At 67.8% G+C, this 19,477-nt stretch carries 20 protein-coding genes and 2 pseudogenes; 14 read left to right on the top strand and 8 right to left on the bottom strand.

Annotated elements, in window-relative coordinates; all coding sequences use genetic code 11:
* The first annotated feature begins 30 nt into the window (after window positions 1–30).
* The 5 genes from OHA58_RS40440 (at window position 31) to OHA58_RS40420 (ending at window position 3,657) form a co-directional block, all read left to right on the top strand.
* Window positions 31–897: an alpha/beta fold hydrolase gene (locus tag OHA58_RS40440; protein ID WP_405475065.1), complete on the top strand. Its 867-nt coding sequence runs from the start codon at window positions 31–33 to the stop codon at window positions 895–897.
* Window positions 898–953: 56 nt separating this feature from the next.
* On the top strand, window positions 954–1,265 hold the full coding sequence (locus OHA58_RS40435; protein ID WP_405475067.1) for a hypothetical protein: 312 nt from the start codon (window positions 954–956) through the stop codon (window positions 1,263–1,265).
* A gap of 222 nt (window positions 1,266–1,487) precedes the next feature.
* Window positions 1,488–2,081 carry a TetR/AcrR family transcriptional regulator gene (locus OHA58_RS40430; RefSeq protein WP_405475069.1) on the top strand — a complete coding sequence of 198 codons (594 nt, stop codon included), beginning with the start codon at window positions 1,488–1,490 and terminating at the stop codon, window positions 2,079–2,081.
* Between the two features lie 98 nt (window positions 2,082–2,179).
* Complete coding sequence (locus OHA58_RS40425; protein ID WP_405475072.1) at window positions 2,180–2,914, top strand: NADPH-dependent F420 reductase; 735 nt, start codon at window positions 2,180–2,182, stop codon at window positions 2,912–2,914.
* A gap of 275 nt (window positions 2,915–3,189) precedes the next feature.
* Entirely contained in the window at window positions 3,190–3,657 is a 468-nt protein-coding gene (locus tag OHA58_RS40420; RefSeq protein WP_405475074.1) for a hypothetical protein, read from the top strand.
* 297 nt (window positions 3,658–3,954) lie between these two features.
* Here the strand turns inward: OHA58_RS40420 and OHA58_RS40415 are convergent, their stop codons facing one another.
* Both OHA58_RS40415 and OHA58_RS40410 read right to left on the bottom strand, forming a co-directional pair.
* A complete protein-coding gene (locus OHA58_RS40415; RefSeq protein ID WP_405475077.1) occupies window positions 3,955–4,884 on the bottom strand; it encodes an ADP-ribosylglycohydrolase family protein in 930 nt (309 codons plus the stop codon).
* A gap of 199 nt (window positions 4,885–5,083) precedes the next feature.
* Window positions 5,084–5,221 carry a hypothetical protein gene (locus OHA58_RS40410; RefSeq protein WP_405485411.1) on the bottom strand — a complete coding sequence of 46 codons (138 nt, stop codon included), beginning with the start codon at window positions 5,219–5,221 and terminating at the stop codon, window positions 5,084–5,086.
* 160 nt (window positions 5,222–5,381) lie between these two features.
* Between OHA58_RS40410 and OHA58_RS40405 the strand changes: the two genes are divergently transcribed.
* Window positions 5,382–6,299, top strand: a complete 918-nt coding sequence (locus tag OHA58_RS40405) for an NADP-dependent oxidoreductase (RefSeq protein ID WP_405475079.1) — start codon at window positions 5,382–5,384, stop codon at window positions 6,297–6,299.
* 79 nt (window positions 6,300–6,378) lie between these two features.
* On the opposite strand, the gene OHA58_RS40400 is transcribed toward OHA58_RS40405, so the two are convergent.
* A complete protein-coding gene (locus tag OHA58_RS40400) occupies window positions 6,379–7,617 on the bottom strand; it encodes a hypothetical protein (protein WP_405475081.1) in 1,239 nt (412 codons plus the stop codon).
* Here OHA58_RS40400 and OHA58_RS40395 point away from each other — a divergent pair.
* Window positions 7,594–7,710, top strand: coding sequence for a hypothetical protein (locus OHA58_RS40395; RefSeq protein WP_405475083.1), 117 nt, complete (start codon window positions 7,594–7,596; stop codon window positions 7,708–7,710). The genes OHA58_RS40400 and OHA58_RS40395 overlap by 24 nt on opposite strands.
* A gap of 735 nt (window positions 7,711–8,445) precedes the next feature.
* Here the strand turns inward: OHA58_RS40395 and OHA58_RS40390 are convergent.
* Window positions 8,446–8,676, bottom strand: a pseudogene (locus tag OHA58_RS40390) (DNA helicase); the annotation flags it as partial.
* Window positions 8,677–8,791: 115 nt separating this feature from the next.
* On the opposite strand from OHA58_RS40390, the gene OHA58_RS40385 reads away from it, so the two are divergent.
* Window positions 8,792–9,412, top strand: coding sequence for an aldo/keto reductase (locus OHA58_RS40385; RefSeq protein ID WP_405475086.1), 621 nt, complete (start codon window positions 8,792–8,794; stop codon window positions 9,410–9,412).
* A gap of 607 nt (window positions 9,413–10,019) precedes the next feature.
* Here the strand turns inward: OHA58_RS40385 and OHA58_RS40380 are convergent.
* Together OHA58_RS40380 and OHA58_RS40375 are read right to left on the bottom strand one after the other, a co-directional pair.
* Window positions 10,020–11,138, bottom strand: a complete 1,119-nt coding sequence (locus OHA58_RS40380) for a fatty acid desaturase family protein (protein ID WP_405475088.1) — start codon at window positions 11,136–11,138, stop codon at window positions 10,020–10,022.
* A gap of 7 nt (window positions 11,139–11,145) precedes the next feature.
* The gene (locus tag OHA58_RS40375; RefSeq protein WP_405475090.1) at window positions 11,146–12,201 is read right to left on the bottom strand and encodes a ferredoxin reductase; all 1,056 of its coding nucleotides are present in this window, start codon (window positions 12,199–12,201) and stop codon (window positions 11,146–11,148) included.
* Between the two features lie 86 nt (window positions 12,202–12,287).
* On the opposite strand from OHA58_RS40375, the gene OHA58_RS40370 reads away from it, so the two are divergent.
* On the top strand, window positions 12,288–13,427 hold the full coding sequence (locus OHA58_RS40370) for a PucR family transcriptional regulator (RefSeq protein ID WP_405475092.1): 1,140 nt from the start codon (window positions 12,288–12,290) through the stop codon (window positions 13,425–13,427).
* 554 nt (window positions 13,428–13,981) lie between these two features.
* Window positions 13,982–14,320, top strand: coding sequence for a thioredoxin family protein (locus OHA58_RS40365; RefSeq protein WP_405475094.1), 339 nt, complete (start codon window positions 13,982–13,984; stop codon window positions 14,318–14,320).
* Between the two features lie 397 nt (window positions 14,321–14,717).
* Here the strand turns inward: OHA58_RS40365 and OHA58_RS40360 are convergent, their stop codons facing one another.
* Window positions 14,718–15,458 (bottom strand): helix-turn-helix domain-containing protein, encoded by a 741-nt coding sequence (locus OHA58_RS40360; RefSeq protein ID WP_405475097.1) that lies wholly within the window; start codon window positions 15,456–15,458, stop codon window positions 14,718–14,720.
* A gap of 286 nt (window positions 15,459–15,744) precedes the next feature.
* Between OHA58_RS40360 and OHA58_RS40355 the strand changes: the two genes are divergently transcribed.
* The 4 genes and pseudogenes from OHA58_RS40355 to OHA58_RS40340 all read left to right on the top strand — a co-directional run.
* Window positions 15,745–16,416: a DUF4097 family beta strand repeat-containing protein gene (locus OHA58_RS40355; protein WP_405475099.1), complete on the top strand. Its 672-nt coding sequence runs from the start codon at window positions 15,745–15,747 to the stop codon at window positions 16,414–16,416.
* A gap of 31 nt (window positions 16,417–16,447) precedes the next feature.
* Entirely contained in the window at window positions 16,448–17,419 is a 972-nt protein-coding gene (locus OHA58_RS40350; protein ID WP_405475101.1) for an ATP-binding cassette domain-containing protein, read from the top strand.
* A complete protein-coding gene (locus OHA58_RS40345) occupies window positions 17,416–18,207 on the top strand; it encodes an ABC transporter permease (protein WP_405475104.1) in 792 nt (263 codons plus the stop codon). The genes OHA58_RS40350 and OHA58_RS40345 overlap by 4 nt, the downstream gene beginning before the upstream one ends.
* Window positions 18,208–18,338: 131 nt before the next feature.
* Window positions 18,339–18,462: pseudogene (locus OHA58_RS40340) on the top strand (transposase); the annotation flags it as partial.
* Window positions 18,463–18,580: 118 nt separating this feature from the next.
* Here the strand turns inward: OHA58_RS40340 and OHA58_RS40335 are convergent.
* A protein-coding gene (locus tag OHA58_RS40335; RefSeq protein ID WP_405475107.1) for an IS5 family transposase occupies window positions 18,581–19,389 on the bottom strand; the annotation gives its coding sequence in 2 pieces (ribosomal slippage) (window positions 18,581–19,050 and window positions 19,050–19,389; 810 coding nt in all).
* Window positions 19,390–19,477: the final 88 nt, after the last annotated feature.

Here is a 19,477-nt window from a genome sequence, read left to right as displayed (position 1 = left end):
GCGACCAGAAACACACCAGGAGAAACCATCATGAGCAGCACCGGCACCCCGAACGAGCCCGTCATCACCTCGTGCGCCCACGCCCCGGACCGCACCGTCACCGCCGGCGGCGTCACCTACGCTTTTCGCGAGCTAGGGCCCAAGGGCGGCGTGCCCGTCGTGTTCTTCGTGCACCTCGCCGCCACCCTGGACAACTGGGACCCGCGCATCATCGACCCCATCGCGAAGGGCCGTCACGTCATCGCCTTCGATCAGCGCGGTGTCGGGGCGTCCACGGGCCAGGTGCCGGACAGTATCGAGGCGATGGCTGATGACGCCTACACCTTCATCACGGCGCTCGGCTTCGACAAGATCGACGTCTTCTCCTTCTCCCTCGGTGGCTTCATCGCCCAGGCCCTGGTGGTGAAGCACCCCGAGCTCGTCCGCAAACTCGTCCTCACCGGCACCGGGCCCAAGGGCGGTAAGGACATCGACAAGGTCGCCGGCACCACGTACTGGGACATGCTGCGCGCCACCCTGACCCGGTCGGACCCCAAGGAATTCCTGTTCTTCAACCGCAACACCACCGGCAAGCCCGCCGCGCGCGCGTTCGTCAACCGGCTCAAGGAGCGCACTGCCGACCGCGACGCGAAGATCAAGGTCAAGGCATTCCAGGCGCAGCTGAAGGCGATCAAGAAGTGGGGGCGCTCCACCCCCGACGACCTGTCGCAGCTCGCCCAGCCCACCCTCATCGCCAACGGCGACAACGACCGCATGGTGCCCTCGGTCCTCTCCGAGGACCTGCACCGACGCATCAAGGACAGCGAGCTGATCATCTACCCCGACTCCGGTCACGGCGGCATCTTCCAGTACCACCAGCAGTTCGCCCCCCTCGCGGTCGAGTTCCTCGCCCGTTGACCACCGGCGAACACCACAACTACGCGTTCGGCGACCAGGAAGAGAGAAGCAGCACCATGAGCACCTCACCGTCCGCCGCTCAGCTGGGCGTGGAGAAGAAGCGCCTCACTTCCTCGATCCTGCTGTGGGTGCGCACCGACCAGACCCGCCAGACCGGCATGGACCACTGGAAGGGACCTCACTCAGGGATCATCTCCGCCACCCCGGGTCTGGAGGAGCACCGGCAGATCCACCTTGCCGAGCACAACCCGAGCCGCTGGCCGGCGACCGACGGGGTGCAGACCTCGATCCCCGCGGACCAGAAGATCGACGGCGTCGCCGAGGTCACTTTCCAATCGGCGCTTGCGCCCCTGAGAACCCATCTTTGAACTTCCGCTGATCTCGTACACGCGCCTCGGTGGAGGACTTGGGTACGCACGGGGCCCCAGGGAGCGTCCCGCGGGCCCTCGGCGTTTCGAGCCGTCCACCGGGACGTGCGCACAAGGACGTGTCGGTTTGACCGGATGCTGCCTCCGTTTTATGCTCTTCCGTATACGGAGGCAGCATCCGTTTTGGGTGCTGCCGGAGGATCGCAGGAGGCCGGAGCGCGCATGAACGCCAGCGGGCAGCAGGAACGCAGGCCTCGCGCCGACGTCCAACGCAACCGTGCGGCCCTCCTGGAGACGGCCCAGCGTCACTTCCTGCAGCACGGGGTCGGCACCTCTCTGGAGGCGGTGGCCAAGGAGGCGGGCGTCGGACCTGCCACGCTGTACCGGCACTTCCCCACCCGCGAAGCGCTGCTCGCGGCCGTGTTGCAGAGGCGCTCCGAGGAGTTCGTGGCACGCCGGGCCAGCATCGAGCAGCTCGGCGACGCCGCCGAGGCGCTGGAGCGGTGGCTGCGGGCGATGGAGGAATATCTCAGCGCTTTCAGTGGGCTGCCGGACCCGCTCATGGCCGCGGCGCGGGCCCAGGATCCGGACAACCCCCTCACGATTCCATGCGACATCCTCATCACCGCCACCGATCAGTACGTGCGCGCCGCGCAGCGCGCAGGGCGCGTGCGCGCCTCGGTGCAGGGGTACGACCTGTTCCTCGCGGCGTGTTCTGTTGCCTGGATCAAGGGCACCGGCACCGAGGAGAAGTCACTCGACCGTCTCCGCACGTTCATCGCCAGCGGCTACCGCGAGCGGGACACCCAGGCGTAATCCGCCACACGCCCCGGTCACGGCCTGGCGGCCCGTCATACAGCCACCACATCGCGCTGCCCCCTTGAGGGCAGCACAACCACCCAAGGGACAAATCAATGAAAATTACTGTCATAGGTGCAGGTGCCATCGGCGGGAACCTCGCCGTCAAGCTCTGCATGGCCGGTCACGACGTCCAGGTGGCCGACGCCCGCGGCCTCGAGGGCATCCGGGCCGAGGTGCTTGAGTCCGGGGCCCGCGCGGTGGAGCTGACCGACGCCGTCCAGGGCCGGGACGTCATCATTCTGGCCATCCCCTTCGGTGCGGCGGGAAAGCTGGCCGACCTGTTCGCCGCGGTTCCCGACGAGACGGTAGTCATCGATACCGCGAACTACTACCCGCACCTCAGCGGGCAGATTGAGGCCGTGGACAGCGGCGAGGTGGAGAGCGTGTGGAACGCCGAGCAGCTTCGGCGGCCCGTGGTCAAGGCGTGGAACGCCGCCCTGGCCGAGACCCAGCGCACCCGGGGCCTGCCGGCCGGAACCCCCGGCCGCATTGCCATCCCCGTCGCCGCCGACTCCGAGCAGGCGCGGCGCGTGGCCATGCAGCTCGTGGACGACACCGGCTTCGACCCCTACGACGCTGGCGTGCTGGCCGACTCCTGGCGTCAGCAGCCCAACAGCCCCGCCTACTGCACCGAGCTGACTCTCGACGAATTGCCAGCGGCCCTGGCCGCAGCCGATCGCGTCAAGGACGCAGCTGTCCGCGACAGTGTGCCAGAGCGCCTCGCCGCCCTCCCGGCCGACTTCACGCTGGACGATGTGGTCGAGATGAACCGCGCCGCCCACCGCTGACCCCCCGCAACCGGCACGGGTTCACCGTGATGCGCACCGCCCGGGAGATCGAGCAAGACTGCCCACCGGCGGCGACTCCCAGGCGACCTAGCCAGTGCCCGGCTCACGCCGCGGGCCGGTGTCGCGCTTGATGTCACGGCACCTCGAACCTGTGACAAACCGTCTTTGAACCTCTGCTGATCTCGCGCGTCTTCCGCGCGAGATCAGCAGAGGTTCAAAGACGGTTTCTGAAAGGGCGTAAGCAGACGAAGCTGGCCCACGCCGACGAGATCAACGTGTTCCGCCGCACCCTGCTCTACGCCGGCCCACCGAACTCCTCCCGCTGGTACGACGTCGCCGGCCCCGACGAGACGGTCGGTGCCCGCACCCTGATCTACCTGCGCCGCAAAGACGGGGTCGACGCAGGCGAGTTCCGGAAGTTCGTCAACCGGCAGCTCGTTCCCGCACTCGCCGACACTGCAGCGTTGAAGGAACTGCGCACGCAGACATTCCTGCCCTGGAGCGAAAAGCTCTGGGACACCCCGAACGTCGCCCACGACAACCCCCACAACCAGCGATTCCACGCCTCCCTCGTCCTCGGGTTCAGCGACAGCGCAGCACGGGACGCATTCTTCACCGGCAACGCGATCGAGGGCCTGACCAACCAACTGGCACCGCTCGCCTCCGCGATCCATGCATACGACGTCGCCGCCGCCTTGACCTTCGTCAAGAACGGCGACATCCTCCCTCGCTACCAGGAGTGAACGGCCAGAGCGTGGAGCAGGTCCGACGGACCTACTGAGCAATCGATCCATCCACCCCGGGCTGGTCGCCACCCGTCAGCTACTTACAGTGACTACCGAGAAGGTCCCGGTGGCGCGCCCTGCTCATGATCAACCCGACTCAAGCAGTGCTCATCGCTCGCGGAATCCGACGTTCCCGCAGGATCCCGTGCTCACCAAGCCGCGCTCCCTACAGTGGACGCAGGAGAGCTGCCTGGGTACTGCTGGCCCGATGGCTGTCCTGGACCGTGTAGGTCTCCGCGAGGGGCAGCACCCGGTTCAGCTTCCGAGGCGGCGCGCAAGGTGGAGCAGATCTGCCAGGCGCAGCACCCGTCCGTCGAATCCTGGGAGGGGGACATGGAGCGGCTGGGCCCAGTGGGCAGGGATTGCATCCAGACCGTAGCGCGCCCCCGCAAGACCTCCGGTCACCGCGGCGACGGTGTCCGTGTCGCCGCCGAGGTCGATCGCCGCGCGAATCGCGCCTTCGAAGCTGTTGGTGGTGCGCAGGGCCCAGACGGCGGAGCCCAGGCAGGGCCAGACGGCACCGTTGAACTCGGTTGCCTGATCGGGGTGCCAACCGGGCGCGAGGACTGTGGCGTAGCGGCCCCGGTGGTCGGGATGGACAAGAGCCAGGATGTCCGGGAGCGCGGTGAGGGGGTCGGTGTCCTCGAACGTGACACGGATGAGTTCGTGGAAGATCGCCGTGCCTTCCCACGCCGCGCGGTCACCGTGGGTCAGCGCAGCGATGCGGCGGGCCGCTTCCATGGTGGCTTCTTGGCCGGCGGCCGCGAAGTAGACCGCAGAGGTCGACGCCCGCATCAAGGAGCCGTTTCCCGCTGCTCGTTGGTTGACCTGGAAATGGATCGCGGCGGCGAGGTCCCAGGGCATGCCGTTGGTCAGGACGTCTTCGGTCTGCAAGCCGATGTCCTTCGGTTCTGATGCTGCCCACCGCTGGAAGCGGGCGAAGATGTCCGGCAGATCCAGTCCGCCCCGCTCCAGCAGCGACTCCGCGACCAGGACGGCCATCTGCGTGTCGTCAGTGGCCTCGCCGGGGTCCCAGCCGCCGCCTCCGCACATCTCGCCACCGGCACCAGGCGCGGGAAACCGCGCGGAGAACGCTTCCTGGGGACCAAACTCGAAGGGGCCGCCCAGGGCGTCACCCACTGCTGAGCCGACGACCGCGCCAGCGGCCCGCTGAATCCGCTCCATCCGCGCAGGTTATCTGTGCCGCGCCGGCGGCCGCGCGGCACATTTTCCTTCTTCGGTCACCCGAACCTTCGGCGCGAAGCGTCTCGTCTCCGGCGCGAGCGATATCAGCGTCGGTTCCGGTGGCATCACCGCCCGCGGATAGCCGGGGATGGCGACCTCCCGAGGACATCGCTGGAAGAACCCGACAGCACTCAGGCGCTCAGAGCGACTCCGGCTCCTGCGCGGACTTGACCCCGAAGGTGCAACGCATTGCGGGGCGCAGGTCGTTGCTGGACAGCGCCTCGAATCCGGCCTCGCGTAGCAGCGCCTCGACCATGTCCCCCTTCAGATGCGCCAAGGCGCACCGGTCAGCGGGCGGTCCTCGATTCCCTGCTGACTGTGCCGCCGGGGGCGCGGGTGTCGGAGCTGGACTCGACGCCGACCAGCTGTTCACCTTCGTCTAAGCACCCACCCGGGAACCGAAACCCACAACACATACGAGGAAGAGGACAATCTCAATGAAAGCCATTGTGGTAACCGACCAGGCCGCGGGAACGGCCGGGATGACGCTGACAGAGCGGCCTGAGCCGTCCGCATCGATCAACGACGTCATCGTTCGGATTCATGCATCGGGCTTCGTCCCGACTGAGATGGAGTGGCCATCGACCTGGACCGATCGCGCCGGCCGTGACAAGACACCGTCGATCCCCGGCCACGAGCTGGCCGGAGTGGTCACCGCCCTCGGCTACGGCACGACGGGGCTGTCGGTCGGGCAGCGGGTGTTCGGCCTCGCCGACTGGCACCGTGACGGCACCCTGGCGGAGTACGTGGCGATCGAAGCACGCAACCTCGCACCGCTGCCAGGCGACGTCGACTTCACGGTAGGCGCGTCCCTGCCCATCTCAGGTCTGACCGCGTGGCAGGGGCTGTTCCAGCACGGCCGCGTTCAGTCTGGCCAGACCGTCCTCGCCCATGGCGCGGCCGGGGCGGTCGGGACGATGGTGACCCAGCTCGCACGTGAGGCCGGCGCTTACGTCATCGGCACCGGACGCGCCGCCGACCGTGAGAAGGCACTCGACTTCGGCGCGCATGAGTTCGTCGACCTCGAGAATGACGCGCTGAAAGACGTCGGCGGCGTCGATCTGGTCTTCGATGTCATCGGTGGCGACGTTCAGAAGCGGTCCGCTGCCCTGATCAAGGCTGGAGGAACGCTGGTGTCCATCGTCGGCCCGGTCGAGGCGCGACCCGCTGACGGTCTGGCGGTGGACTTCGTTGTCGAGGCCGATCGTGCCGAACTGGGTGAGATCGTGCAGCGGGTGCGGGACGGACGGCTGCGGACAAACATCGGTGACGTCGCGAGCTTGGATGATGCCGTTGGTGCCCTTAACCCGACCACGCGACGCAGCGGGAAGACAGTCATCCGCGTACGCCCGTAGGGAGTGATGGCCACAGTCCGACGGCGTGGTCGTCACCCTCGGCGCCACAAAGGCCATACATGGAGCGGCCTCCAGCGAGTCAGCGTTTGACCCGGTTGCGGACAGCCAGGATCGCCAGGCCCAGAAGGACGGGCTCGGTCACACGGGACGCCATCTCGATGTAGGTGCCGGAAGTGGTCAGGTCTTGGTCGGCGGAGCGAAACACCACTGAGTTGAGGGTGACGTTCAGGGCCTGTTCGAAGCGCTCGCCGGTGAACCTTTCCCCGGTGGGGTTCTGGGGATCTGCCTTGTCGATCTCCAAAGTGACTTTGCCTCCGCCGGCCGGGACGGTGCCGGTCGCTGCCTGCTTCGAGGCGTCCTTCGGGAGACCGAGGCCCATCAGCAGCACGATGGTGACGAGCATGGCGGCGCCGCGCCACGCCAGCGCCCGGGAAGCGCGCATGCCGTAGCCAGACAGCGCCCAGTAGGCAGTCAGAAGACCCCGCTCGCTTCGGGGTATGTCGTCGGCGTGGCGGCGCATCTCCATCTCCCCGTAATAGAAGTCGGCGGCCCCAGGCTCGTGCTTGCCATCCTCGAACGCTTTGCGAAGCGCGCGGTACACCGGCGCCAGTTGCAACGGCCCGACGCGCCCGGCGCCGAACACGGCCACGTTCCAGCCCGGGACAGCCCCCGGTCGGCTCGCGCGCCAGTGGTGTTCTTCGGCGAGGGTGCGGCGTTGGGTGAACCGGATCGGACGCCAGCCCCGCCAATGCATTGCGGGCGGGACCGTGTCGAAGACGCATGCGCCCTCCAGCCGTATCTGGTCCAGGTGCACGGTCCCGGTGAACAGGCATCCCGACAGATCGACGTCGGCGAGGACCAGATGGGCCGCGTCCACCCCACGCATCGAGGCCATCCGCACCGTCTCGTCAGGCGCGCCAGCAAGAGCCTGTTCTGTCACTGGCCGCCCGTCGGAGAGCACGAAGGGGGCGGCCTCCGCGGCGATCGTGAGGGGGTACTCGAAGACGGCATGGGAGAAGTCCACCGTTGTGTAGCGCAGCCGTAGTTCGGCCGTCGACATCCAACGGGTTCGCCGGCACTCCACCCGGCGTGCCACGCAGGACAAGGTCATCGGACCGTCGAACACCGCACCAGCCAACGACACCCTTCCGGCACACACAAACGGTCCAAGGTCAACCGGACTCTGGAAGGTCGCCGCCCCGAACCAGGCGTCGTCCTCGAAGGTCGCCGACTCGAACCCGGCCCTGCCCTTGAAGGTCTGGGCGGCACGCTCTTCCGGGATAACGGACGCCTGGTGTTCACGGAAAATAGCGGTCACTATGGGCACAGGTGGACGGACTCCACACGCCAGCAGTTCCAGACATTCATGAGAGATCAAGGCATTGACTTCGACTACAGGCCCTGGGGTTGAGATGAGCAATTGGACTCCGGTGGTGTACCGAGGGGACGGGGCATGGATTGGTATCATGCCTGACGGCCGTATTGGGGTCGGGGTGGAATCGGAGGGGCGGGCTGCGCTTGCGAGGTCTGGGTTCGTTCCCATGTGGCCCTACTTGGAGCGCGATCTTCCTGAATCCTTGGCTGAATTTTCCCGCTCGTGGGTGAAACTTGGCCAGGGGGACATATCAACTCCCGAGAGGCTAATTGAGTTGACGGTCGAGTCGGCATGGAAGTCTGGCCGTTCGTACTGGATGCAACTGGCCGCTCCGTGGGCTATTGAAATGTCTCGCCGAGATGATTTCGATCAAGACGTCGTTCGAGGGCTTCTCCGTGAAATGGAAACCTCTGAGGTGTTGTCCGTAGAGGTTCGGGATCAAGCGCGGCACGATAGAGATTCTTAAGGGTGTGGGTTACGTGGGGTCGTGACACTTGTCGGGGGCCCGCTATGCCGAAGGGATGAGGTATCCCGATGGCGGAGGGCTGACGGCTGAGGAGCGGGCTCGGCGTGAGCAGGTCCAGTTGGCAGCCGCTGATCTGATCGAGGCAGGGGGCCAGTGACCGGGAGGTGGCTCGGCGGTTCCGGGTGACTCGGATGATGTCGGCGAACCGCTGGCGGCGGGCGCTGGCTTCGGGTGGCCGGCAGGCCCTGGTCTCCAAGGGTCCCGGCGGTGCCCGCTGCATGCTCGGTACGGGGCAGCTGTGTCGAGCCCGGCACTGGGCGTCCTGGGGCGTCTTGCTGGTCGGAGTCTTTGGGCGGGGCGAAGTCGTCGGCGACCTTCACGCGTGGCCATTCGCGGCCCTTGGCCTTGTGCGCTGTCGAGACGGCCACTTCGGCCTGCTGTTCAGGGGCCAGTTGGGCGAGGGCTGCGAGGATGGCGTCCGTGCCGTGGCGGTCAACGAGGTCGATCAGTGGCTGCAGGTCTCGCCTGGCCACGTCGGGCAGTGATGGACCAAGCCGCGGGGCGGCGTGCCGGGGCCAGAGCCGCTCACTGAGCCTGCGCTCCACGCCTTTGACAGGTCCCCCGGGCCCGCTCTCAGCCATCCAGCTGATCATGCTGGCTCTGGCCACGAGTACAGAAACCGAGTCGGGCACCACGGACATGGACGAGTTGGCACGCCTGTGCGGCGCCGACCGCCGGGGCCACATCCCCTTCCGCACCGAGCAGCCCCCGTACTCCGTCTTCGTGCGCGGCATCGAGGCGGACGTGCTGCCCACCGCGCAGAAGTACGGGCTCGGCGTGCTGACCTGGAGTCCGCTCAACAGCGGCTGGCTGACCGGGCGATTCCGCCGCGGCGAGCCGATCGAGATGAACATGTTCCGGCAGGCGGTCGCCCACAAGTTCAACCTCGACCTGCCGGGCAACCAGCGCAAACTCGACGCCGTCGAGCACCTGTCAGCCTTGGCGGCCGAAGCGGGAATCTCCCTGACGCACCTGGCGCTCGCCTTCGCGACGACCCACCCGGGCGTCACCTCGGTGATCCTCGGCGCCCGCACGGTCGAGCAACTCACCGACCAGCTCGCCGCCGCCGAGGTCCGGCTCGACGACGAGATCCTCGACCGCATCGACGAGATCGTCGCCCCCGGCGCCACGCTCAACCCCGCGGACAGCGACTACAGGCGGCCGGCCCTGACCGACTCCGAACAGCGCCGCAGGCCCGCCCGCCACCGCTGACGGCGGTCCGCCGGCGACGAAGTGGGCCGGCGGCTGCTGACCTGCGGTGCTGGCGTTGCTGAAGCCGTTCGAAGGCGAGCCGGTCATTCGCCCACACGACATAACACCGTCCAGTGCCGTCGCGTCCGGCAGCTGGCTGCTCCCGGATTCGATCTCCAGGAACGAAGCCGCCAGGCTCGTGCCCCGCCGTGAGTGCAGCACTACCCGGCCCACGTCGACGGAGACCAGGGCCCGCCACCCGTCCCACTTCGGCTCACCCGCCCACCCCGGCAGCAGCGCAGGGGCGGACACAGGGGCGGCGAGCATCGGTTTGGGCAGTGTCCACCTCACAGCCCATGCCTTCCACCCAGCCCGCCCGTCGGCAAACCGAGTGCGCGTACGCACCCGACTACCGGCCCGACCACAGCAGGTCAGCGCACTACAACACCTCGCCGAGGGCTGTGTGCTGAGCTCCTGGCGCACGTCCAGGCAGCGCAGCCGGACACCGGGCTGCCCGGATCCCGTGTCGTACGGTCTGATGTCACGGCCGCCCACCGTCCGCAACGGATCTCACCGAACCCCGGCGGTGCCGCCGGTACGGCCGAAAGATCTGAACCAATACCGGGAATCAGACCGCGACGAGCTCCTGCTCGCGGTCCGGCGTCTTGACCATGGGCTTCTTGTTCGGCAGCGAGAGCCGGAAGACCTTGCGCCACGCGGAGAACACCTGCTTGGGCAGCGGCCCGGTGACGTACTCCAGCTCGTACTTTTCGAACAGCGCGCGCACCTTCACCGCGACCTCGGCGTACCGGTTGCTCGGCAGGTCCGGGAACAGGTGGTGCTCGATCTGGTGCGACAGGTTGCCGGTCATGAAGTGCATGGCCCTGCTGCCGCTGATGTTCGCCGAGCCCATCATCTGGCGCAGGTACCACTGGCCGCGCGTCTCGCCCTTGATCGACCGGCGCTCGAAGACCTGCACGCCCTCGGGGAAGTGCCCGCACATGATCACCGAGTGGGACCAGATGTTGCGGACCAGGTTCGCGGTGAACGTGGCGGCGAGCGTGGTGAGGAACGACGGGCCCGACAGCAGCGGGTGGATCACGTAGTCCTTGAGCACCTGCTTGCGGATCTTGCGGCCCACGGCCTTGGCCCGCGCGCGGAACTCCGGGTTCTTGCGGCGGCGCATGTGCAGGTTCTTGCCGAGCTCCAGGTCGTACGCCGCGATGCCGTACTCGAAGAAGCAGGCGTTGAGGAAGTTCCACAGCGGCTGGCCGAGGTGGAACGGGTGCCACTTCTGGTCCTCGTCGACGCGCATGATGCCGTAGCCGAGGTCGTTGTCCTTGCCGATCACGTTGGTGTACGTGTGGTGCAGCTCGTTGTGCGAGTGCTTCCACTGCTCGGACGGCGAGACGTGATCCCACTCCCAGGTGGTGGAGTGGATCTTCGGGTCCCGCATCCAGTCCCACTGGCCGTGCAGGATGTTGTGGCCGATCTCCATGTTGTCCATGATCTTCGCCACGGACAGACCGGCGGTGCCGAGCAGCCACGCGGGCGGGAAGAACGAGAACAGCAGCACGCCCCTGCTGACCAGTTCGAGTTTGCGCTGCGCCGAGATGACCTTGCGGATGTAGGCGGCGTCTTTCTCGCCGCGGCCAGCGATCACCTCGTCGCGGATCGCGTCCAGCTCGCGGCCGAGCTCCTCGATCTGCTCCGCGGTCAGGTGGGCGGTGGGGTCGATGGCGGTCAAGGTGCTCCTACCGTTCGATGTCGCAGGGGCCCGCCGCGGCGGACACGCAGGTCTGGATGAGGACGCCCGGCTCGGCCTCGGTGATCTCACCGGTGCGCAGGTCGCGGACGGCGCCCGCCTTGAGCGGCGTGACGCAGCCGAAGCAGATGCCCATGCGGCACCCGGAGGGCATGAGCACCCCGGCCTCCTCGCCGATGTCCAGCAACGGCGTGGCGCCGTCCGCGTCGACGGTCCTGCCGGTGGCGCTGAACGTGACCTCGCCGCCGTCGCCGGCGACGACGATGCCGGGGCGGAAGCGTTCGGTGTGCAGGCGCTCTTGTACGCCGTGCTCGGTCCAGTGCTCTTCGGCGGCGTCGAGCAGGCCCGCGGGCCCGCAGGCCCAGGTCTCGCGCTCGGCCCAGTCGGGCACGAGTTCGTCGAGACGGGCGATGTCGAGCATGCCGTCTGTGTCGGTGTGCACCTCGGTGAGCCGCAGCTTCTTGTCCGCGACCAGGTCGTGCAGTTCGTTGCGGAAGATCACGTCTTGCGGCTGTGGCGCGCAGTGGACCATGACGACGTCGTCGAACTCGATGTCACGCAGCATGCCCATCACGGGCGTGATGCCGCTGCCGGCCGTCAGGTAGAGCACCTTGGCGGGCTTGGCCTGCGGCAGCACGAAGTCACCGGTCGGCTGGTCGAGCTGGATCAGCGTGCCCGGTTTCGCCCTGCGGACCAGGTGGTTGCTGACCTTGCCGTCCGGGATCGCCTTCACGGTGATCGTGACGCGGCCGTCCTGGCGGTTTGTCGGCGAGGTGACCGAGTAGGCACGCCACAGGCGCACCCCGTCGACGTCGACCCCGATCCGCACGTACTGACCGGCTGTGTGGCCGCGCCAGCCCCGTCCCGGCCTGATCACGATGGTCGCGGCGTCACCCGTTTCGGGGTGCACGGCCTCGATGCGCCCACGCAGGTCAGCGCCCGCACGCAGGGGGCTGACCAGGTCGAGGTAGTCCGACGGCAGCAGCGGCGTCGTGACCATCTCCAGCAGTTTCCACGCCCTGCTGCGGAGGGCTGTACTCGTCATGACTCCAGCTTGCTGCGCCTCAGGGCGTAAAGTCCTGACCACAGGACGTAAATCTGGTCGGCTGAATTGTTCGTAGGGAACAAAACATGAGCCATGCAGTCCGGAGGGCCAGCGAACTGGCCTTGGATGAGACGACGGTCACCGCACTTCGGGCCGCGCTGAAGAGCACCGCCGACGAGGTCGTCCAGGCGATCATCGACGAGGTCCCTCCCTACGCAGGCGCTCTTTCGGGCCGCATGGGCGCCACCATCCGCCGAGCCGTCCGCACTGCCCTGGGGCACTACCTGGACCTCGCGAGCGGGAACGCCACGGGCGGCGACGCCGGTGACGCAGCCTACGAGCTGGGCCGCGGCGAGGTGCGCGACGGCCGTTCGATGGACGCCCTGCTCAGCGCCTACCGCGTCGGCGCCCGCGTGGCCTGGCGATGCCTGGCAGCGGGTGCCGTACCCGCAGGTCTGCCCGCCGCCGAGGTCGCCAAGTTCGCCGAGCTGACCTTCGCCTACATCGACGAGCTCTCCGCCGCGAGCGCCGCGGGCCACGCCGACGAACTGGCCGCCCGGGGCAGGGCCCACGAGCGCCACCTGGAACACCTGGCCCGCGACCTCCTCGCCGGCGCGAGCCCGGACGTGCTGCTGGCCTCTGTTCAACGGGCCGGGTGGCAGCCTCCGGTTTCGCTGACCGCGGTCCTGCTGCCCGCCGCCCAGGCCCGGCCTGCCTACCGCGCGCTCGACCCGAGCACCCTCGTCCTCGACGATCTGCCGGACGCCACCGGTGTGCTGCTCGTCCCCGATGCCGACCGAGCACATCTCTTGCGGCAGCTGACCGACCGCACCGCCGTGGTCGGCCCGGCCCGGCCATGGACCCGTGCGTCCGCCTCGTACGCACGAGCGGTTCGCGCGCGCTCCCTCTCCTCCGATATCCGCGACACCGAGGACCACCTGCCCGAGCTGGTGCTGAGCGCCGACGCGGACGCGTTCGCAGACCTGCGGGCCCGAGCCCTCGCACCGCTGCGGACCTTGCCCGCCGCGACCGCACAGCGGCTGGAGGAGACGTTGCGGGCGTGGCTGCTGCACCAGGGCAGACGGGACGAGGTGGCGGCGGCACTGTTCGTCCATCCCCAGACGGTCCGCTACCGGATGTCGCAGCTGCGGGAGCTGTTTCCGGATCTCGCATCGCCACAACGGGTCCTTGAACTGACGCTGGCGGTCGGTCTTCGGGTCAGCTGACGCGAACTTCGACCGTCCACGCCCGCGGCCGCGAGCGGTCCAGGAATCGTGCCTCGTTCTCGGTGCCATCAGCTGGCTCATGCGGCCCCGGGAAGAGCGGTATTAGCCAGCTGAGACCGGGGGTTGATGTGAAGACCAGACAAGGCCTCGGTAAGCCCGTCGGGGACGCTGTCTCTGAGAAGCGCGGTGGCGGATACGGCTCGACTGGATCCGGTGGACGATGCGCACCGGCCCGCTCGTCGACGCGCTCATCGAGCATCTGGTCGGTGATCTGGGCCGCTTGGCCCTGGAAAACGGCTTTCATGTCGTCGTGGAGGGCGCTGTCCTGGCACGAGCTGACCCACGGGCGCGCGGCGGGCTGCAGCTGGGTGACCGGCGGGGCGGCCAGGCCGGGTCACCAGGGGCGGGCCGCTCGCGCCGGGGACCACCGTGGTTCTGCGACGGCCCCGTGCCCCCCTTCCGGCAGGTCAACCGTACGACCGACCGGGCCGGCCTGGCACACCGCGCGAGGGAAGATGGGGATGGAATGACGGAACGTAAGGTCAGGAGCTTCCATGGCGAAGCAGGTTCACCGACCCCGTGAGGACGCGGAGTTCAATTTCATCCTCGGGATGAGCGGAGTTCCGGTCCTCGCATACTTCACCGGGACGTGGCCCAAGGCAATCGAGCCCTGCCGGGTGATGGACCTCGTTGTGGGTGGCATCGCCGACGACTACACGGGCCGCCTGACGGTCGTCCGCGCCGACATCACGCGTTGTCCGGCCGCAACCGAGCGATACGGGATCACCGGAGCCCCGTCCTGCGTCCTGCTGAAGGAGGGAGAGGCGGTGGCGCACAGCACGGGGCCTATGACCATCGCCGAGGTACGGAACTTCCTGGACGGCCACCTCTGAGCGGCCGCTGCGGCACATGGCCGCGACGCCCGTCACGTCTCGTCTATGGGAGCTGCGCCGTCTGAGACACCTGGGGGCTGAGACACCCCCACAGGTCACATAACGCCGTCGAGCGCGGTGTTGTCGGGCAAGTCGGCGGCTGCGGGCTGCGGCTGCGGCTGCGGCTGCGGCTGCGGCAACGATCTCGGGAAATGCCCCCGTCAGATCACCGCCGGAGCGGGACCGGGTCAGCACGCGATCGCCGGGCCACCGGCCCACGAGTGCCCGGTAGCCGTCCCACCCTGGAGACGACAGGCCACCACGGCCGGCGGGCTGAGGTCCGGCGAACGCGCCCCGCTTCACGTCTGGATCCCGGATAACCTCCCCATATCCGGGCGGCTTGGGCCCTGAGGGACGGTCAGGTGGTGCTGTCCTTCGGCGGTTCGGGCTGGGTATGGAGGATGTCCCGGGCCTGCTCGGCCGCGCGCGCAATGCTTTCGGAGACGAAGTCGAGGAAACGGGCGATGTTCTCCAGACGGGTCGCCGCCGGAGTGCCCGACCCGAGAACACCGACACCCTGCCGCGCGACGTCGACCATGTGGGCGGTGGAGCGGGCGGACGCCATCATCGACTGGTACATGATGTCGTTGTCCACGACATAGCGCTCCCGGCGCCGTTCATCACGCTCCCGGCGGACCATGCCCTGACTCTCCAAAAACGCGACCGCCTTCGAGACGGACGCAGGGCTCACCTGCAGACGCTGGACGAGCTCGGCCGCGGTGAGACTGCCCGTGTCGGTGAGGGTCAGGCAGGACATCACCCGCGCCATCATCTTCGGCGTGCCCGACTGTATGAGAACGGTCGTGAACGTCTCCTCGTACGCGCGCACCGCCTCCGCATCACGCCCATAAGCCTGCGAAGACGTGCCACCCGCGCCCTCGTCCCGGGGCGCGGCCTGCTTACGGCGGGCACGCTGTTCCGTGGCCCGGTGCGCGAGGTCCGCGCGGTAGGCGGTCGGGCCGCCGTTGCGCAGCACCTCGCGCGTGATTGTCGACGTTGGACGCTCCAGGTTTCTGGCGATCTCGGCATAGGCGAGGCCGTCGGCCAGCCCCAGGGTGATCTGCTGGCGTTCCTGTTGGGTGAGTCTGCCTCCTGGCATTGCTGTCTCCCTCTTCTTCGCAACCATGCGCCAGTGCCTGGCATACCTGTCTCGCGCCCAGTGTCCGACGTCCGCAACTGAGGTCCGCCCGGCCGACTATAGCGTTCACTCTCATTTCATTGCAACGACGGGCAGTGGACCTGTTGCATTAGAGCCCAGACCATTGCAATGAAATCCCTGCAACTACCTGCAGTTATAGGGTTCTTGCGCAACAAGACTGTTGCTCGATCCTTGAATGCAACGTAGCGTTTCGCCCATCAGAAACAACGGATTCAAGGAGCACACCATGCAGAAGTTCGACACCCCCTCCCCCGTCACCGCCGTCCTGGACATCCCCGCGGGCCGCATCCGGTTCATCGCCGCCGACCGCGCCGACACATGCGTCGAGATCCTGCCCGCCGACAAGTCCAAGAGCCGCGACCTCAAGGCCGCCGAACAGACCACGGTCACCTACGCCGACGGTGTTCTGCGCATCGAGGCGGCAGCTTCGAAGAACCGGATCCTGGGCAACTCCGGTTCCGTCGAAGTGACCGTCCAGCTGCCCGCCGGCTCCCGCGTCGAGGCGAAGACTGCCGCCGCCGAACTGCGCGGTGTGGGACGTCTCGGCGACGTCACCTTCGAGGGCGCGCAGGGCACGGTCAAGCTCGACGAGACCACCGGCGCCCGCCTCACCCTCCAGGCCGGAGACATCCTGGTCGGCCGCCTGAACGGCCCCGCGCAGATCAGCACGCAAAAGGGCGACCTGAACATCGCCGAGGCCACGAGCGGGACGGTCGAACTGCGCACCGAGTTCGGTGACATCACCATCGGCGCCGCCCGCGGCGTGTCTGCCGCTCTGGACGCCGGCACCACCTACGGCCGCATCCACAACACCCTCAAGAACACCGACGGCGCCACCGCCGCACTCACCATCCACGCCACCACCGCCCACGGCGACATCACCGCCCGCAGCCTCTAAGCCACCCACAGGTCTCGAAGGAGCGCCTTTCATGAGTACTTTGGCCATCGCGGCGAACGGGCTGCGCAAGTCCTACGGCGACAAGACCGTCCTTGACGGCATCGACCTGGCCGTCCCTGAGGGAACGGTGTTCTCCCTGCTCGGGCCGAACGGCGCCGGCAAGACCACCGCGGTCAAGATCCTTTCCACCCTCCTCTCCCCCGATCCCGCCTCTGGCGAGATCCGCGTCGGCGGGCACGACCTCGCGACCAAGGCGCAGGCGGTGCGGGCTGCGATCGGTGTCACCGGGCAGTTCTCCGCCGTCGACGGCCTGATCACCGGCGAGGAGAACATGCTCCTCATGGCCGACCTGCACCACCTCCCCAAGTCCGAGGGGCGGCGCGTCGCCGCCGAACTCCTCGCGCGCTTCGACCTCACCGACGCAGCGAAGAAGCCCGCCTCCACCTACTCCGGCGGTATGAAGCGCCGCCTCGACATCGCCATGACGCTGGTCGGCAACCCGCGGATCATCTTCCTCGACGAGCCGACCACCGGCCTCGACCCCCGCGCCCGGCACAACATGTGGGGCATCATCCGCGAGCTGGTCTCCGACGGTGTCACCGTCTTCCTCACCACGCAGTACCTCGACGAGGCCGACGAACTCGCCGACCGTATCGCCGTGCTCAACGACGGCAGGATCGCCGCCGAGGGCACCGCCGAGGAACTCAAGCGGCTCATCCCCGGCGGACACATCCGGCTCCGGTTCACCGACCCGGACGCCTACCGGTCCGCCGCCCTCTCACTGCGCGAGGCCCACCGCGACGACGAGGCGCTCGCGCTGCAGATCCCCAGCGACGGCAGCCAGCGCGAGCTGCGCTCCATCCTCGACTGGCTGGACTCGGTCGGCATCGAGGCGGACGAGCTGACCGTGCACACCCCCGACCTCGACGACGTGTTCTTCGCCCTCACCGGCAGCGCCACCGTCCCCAACCAGCCCAACCAGCCCAAGGAGGAAGCCCGATGAGCTCCCTGTCCCTCGCCGTGCGCGACTCTTCCACGATGCTGCGCCGCAACCTCCTGCACGCCCGCCGCTATCCGTCGCTCACCCTGAACCTGCTGCTCACGCCGATCATGCTGCTGTTGCTGTTCGTCTACATCTTCGGCGATGTCATGAGCGCCGGCATCGGCGGCCACGGCGCCGACCGCTCCGTCTACATCGCCTACATCGTCCCCGGCCTGCTCCTGATGACGATCGGCTCCACCACCATCGGAACCGCCGTCTCCGTCTCCAACGACATGACCGAGGGCATCATCGCCCGCTTCCGCACCATGGCCATCCACCGCGGCTCCGTCCTCATCGGACACGTCATCGGCAGCGTCCTGCAATGCATCACGAGCGTGGTGCTAGTCGGGGCCGTCGCCGTGGCGATCGGGTTCCGGTCCACGGACGCCACCGCCCTTGAATGGCTGGCTGCGTTCGGGCTTCTCGTGCTGTTCGCAACAGCGCTCACCTGGATCGCGGTCGGTATGGGGTTGATCAGCCCGAACGCCGAGGCTGCCAGCAACAACGCCATGCCCCTGATCCTGCTGCCCCTCCTGTCCAGCGCCTTCATCCCCACCGACACCATGCCCGGCTGGTTCCAGCCCATCGCCCAATACCAGCCCTTCACCCCCGCCATCGAAACCCTGCGCGGTCTCCTCCTCGGCAGCGAGATCGGCAACAACGGCTGGCTCACCATCGCCTGGAGCCTCGGCCTAACCGTCCTCGGCTACTACTGGTCCAAGGCGAAGTTCAACGACGACCCGAAGTAGCCCGTATGACCAGGCGGACCACCACGCAAAACCCGCACGCACCACCCCGTGACGGCAACACAACCCCTACCGCACCACCTCGTGGCGGCGCACCCCGACACCACGTCGGAGTACGCCGCCACACCCGTACGCGCAAGGATCAGCGGGCGAAGGGTGACTGCCTATCTGCGGGGACTGATGCTGGACGGGCGGCGTAAGTCGATCCAACCGATGGCAGAGCGACTGCCGGACGGCAACGAGCAGAACCTGCAGCAGGCGCCGCCCCGAACAGAAGACCGCTGCCGCCGAGCCACCCCGCCAGATACCACGAACTCCATAGTCCAGCCGCATACGCCCTACGACCAGGCTCTCAAACAGTCACTAACTGATGGTTTCAGAATGAGGTTCGGAGTCGTCTCAAGCAGATGATGCTGCAGGCGAACTGAAGCAGGCCCAGGTGGAGGTCGGCACGTATCTCGTAGCGAATCCGAAGCCGCTTGAACTGGTGGAGCCAGGCAAAGGTGCGCTCGACGACCCAGCGGGTCTTGCCCAGGCCGGAACCGTGCGGGACTCCGCGGCGGGCGATCTTGGGTGTGATCCCACGGGCGCGGACGAGACGCCGGTACTTGTCGTAGTCGTAGCCGCGGTCGGCGAAGAGCCGCCGGGGCCGGTGGCGGGGTCGGCCACGTAGGCCACGGATGCGGGGTACGGCGTCCAGCAGCGGCATGAGCTGGGTGACATCGTGACGGTTTCCACTGGTCAAAGAGACGGCGAGCGGGGTGCCCTGCCGGTCGACGATCAGGTGGTGCTTGCTTCCGGGCCGGGCCCGGTCGACCGGCGAAGGTCCGGTGTGAGCCCCCCTTTGAGGGCACGCACGTGCGATCCGTCGATCGCCGCGTCGTCCATCTCGAGCAACCCGGCAGCCCGTAACTCGGCCAGCAGCACCTCGTGCAGCCGGGGCCAGACACCCGCCTCGGTCCAGTCCCGCAGACGCCGCCAGGCCGTCACCCCGCTGCAGCCGACCTGCTCCGCGGGAACGTCCCGCCAGCTCACGCCCTTGCACAGCACGTAAACGATGCCCCGCAACGCAGACCGGTCATCCACCGGCAACCGCCCGGGATACCGGTGCCGCCGAGCCGGACGAGCCGGCAACAGCGGCACGACGCGATCCCACAGATCATCAGGCACAAGGTCAGCAGACACCTACCAAATCCTGCCGACACACCACCCAACCGCCAAGCCCCACAATGAACTTCATTCTGAAACCATCAGTAAGAGGGCGTTTAACCTG

It is taken from the genome of Streptomyces sp. NBC_00009 (genome assembly GCF_045040855.1).
GTDB classification, from domain to species: domain Bacteria; phylum Actinomycetota; class Actinomycetes; order Streptomycetales; family Streptomycetaceae; genus Streptomyces; species Streptomyces aureus.
The sequence above is the reverse complement of the archived record's forward strand: the minus strand, read 5'-3'. Positions and strand labels throughout refer to the sequence as shown.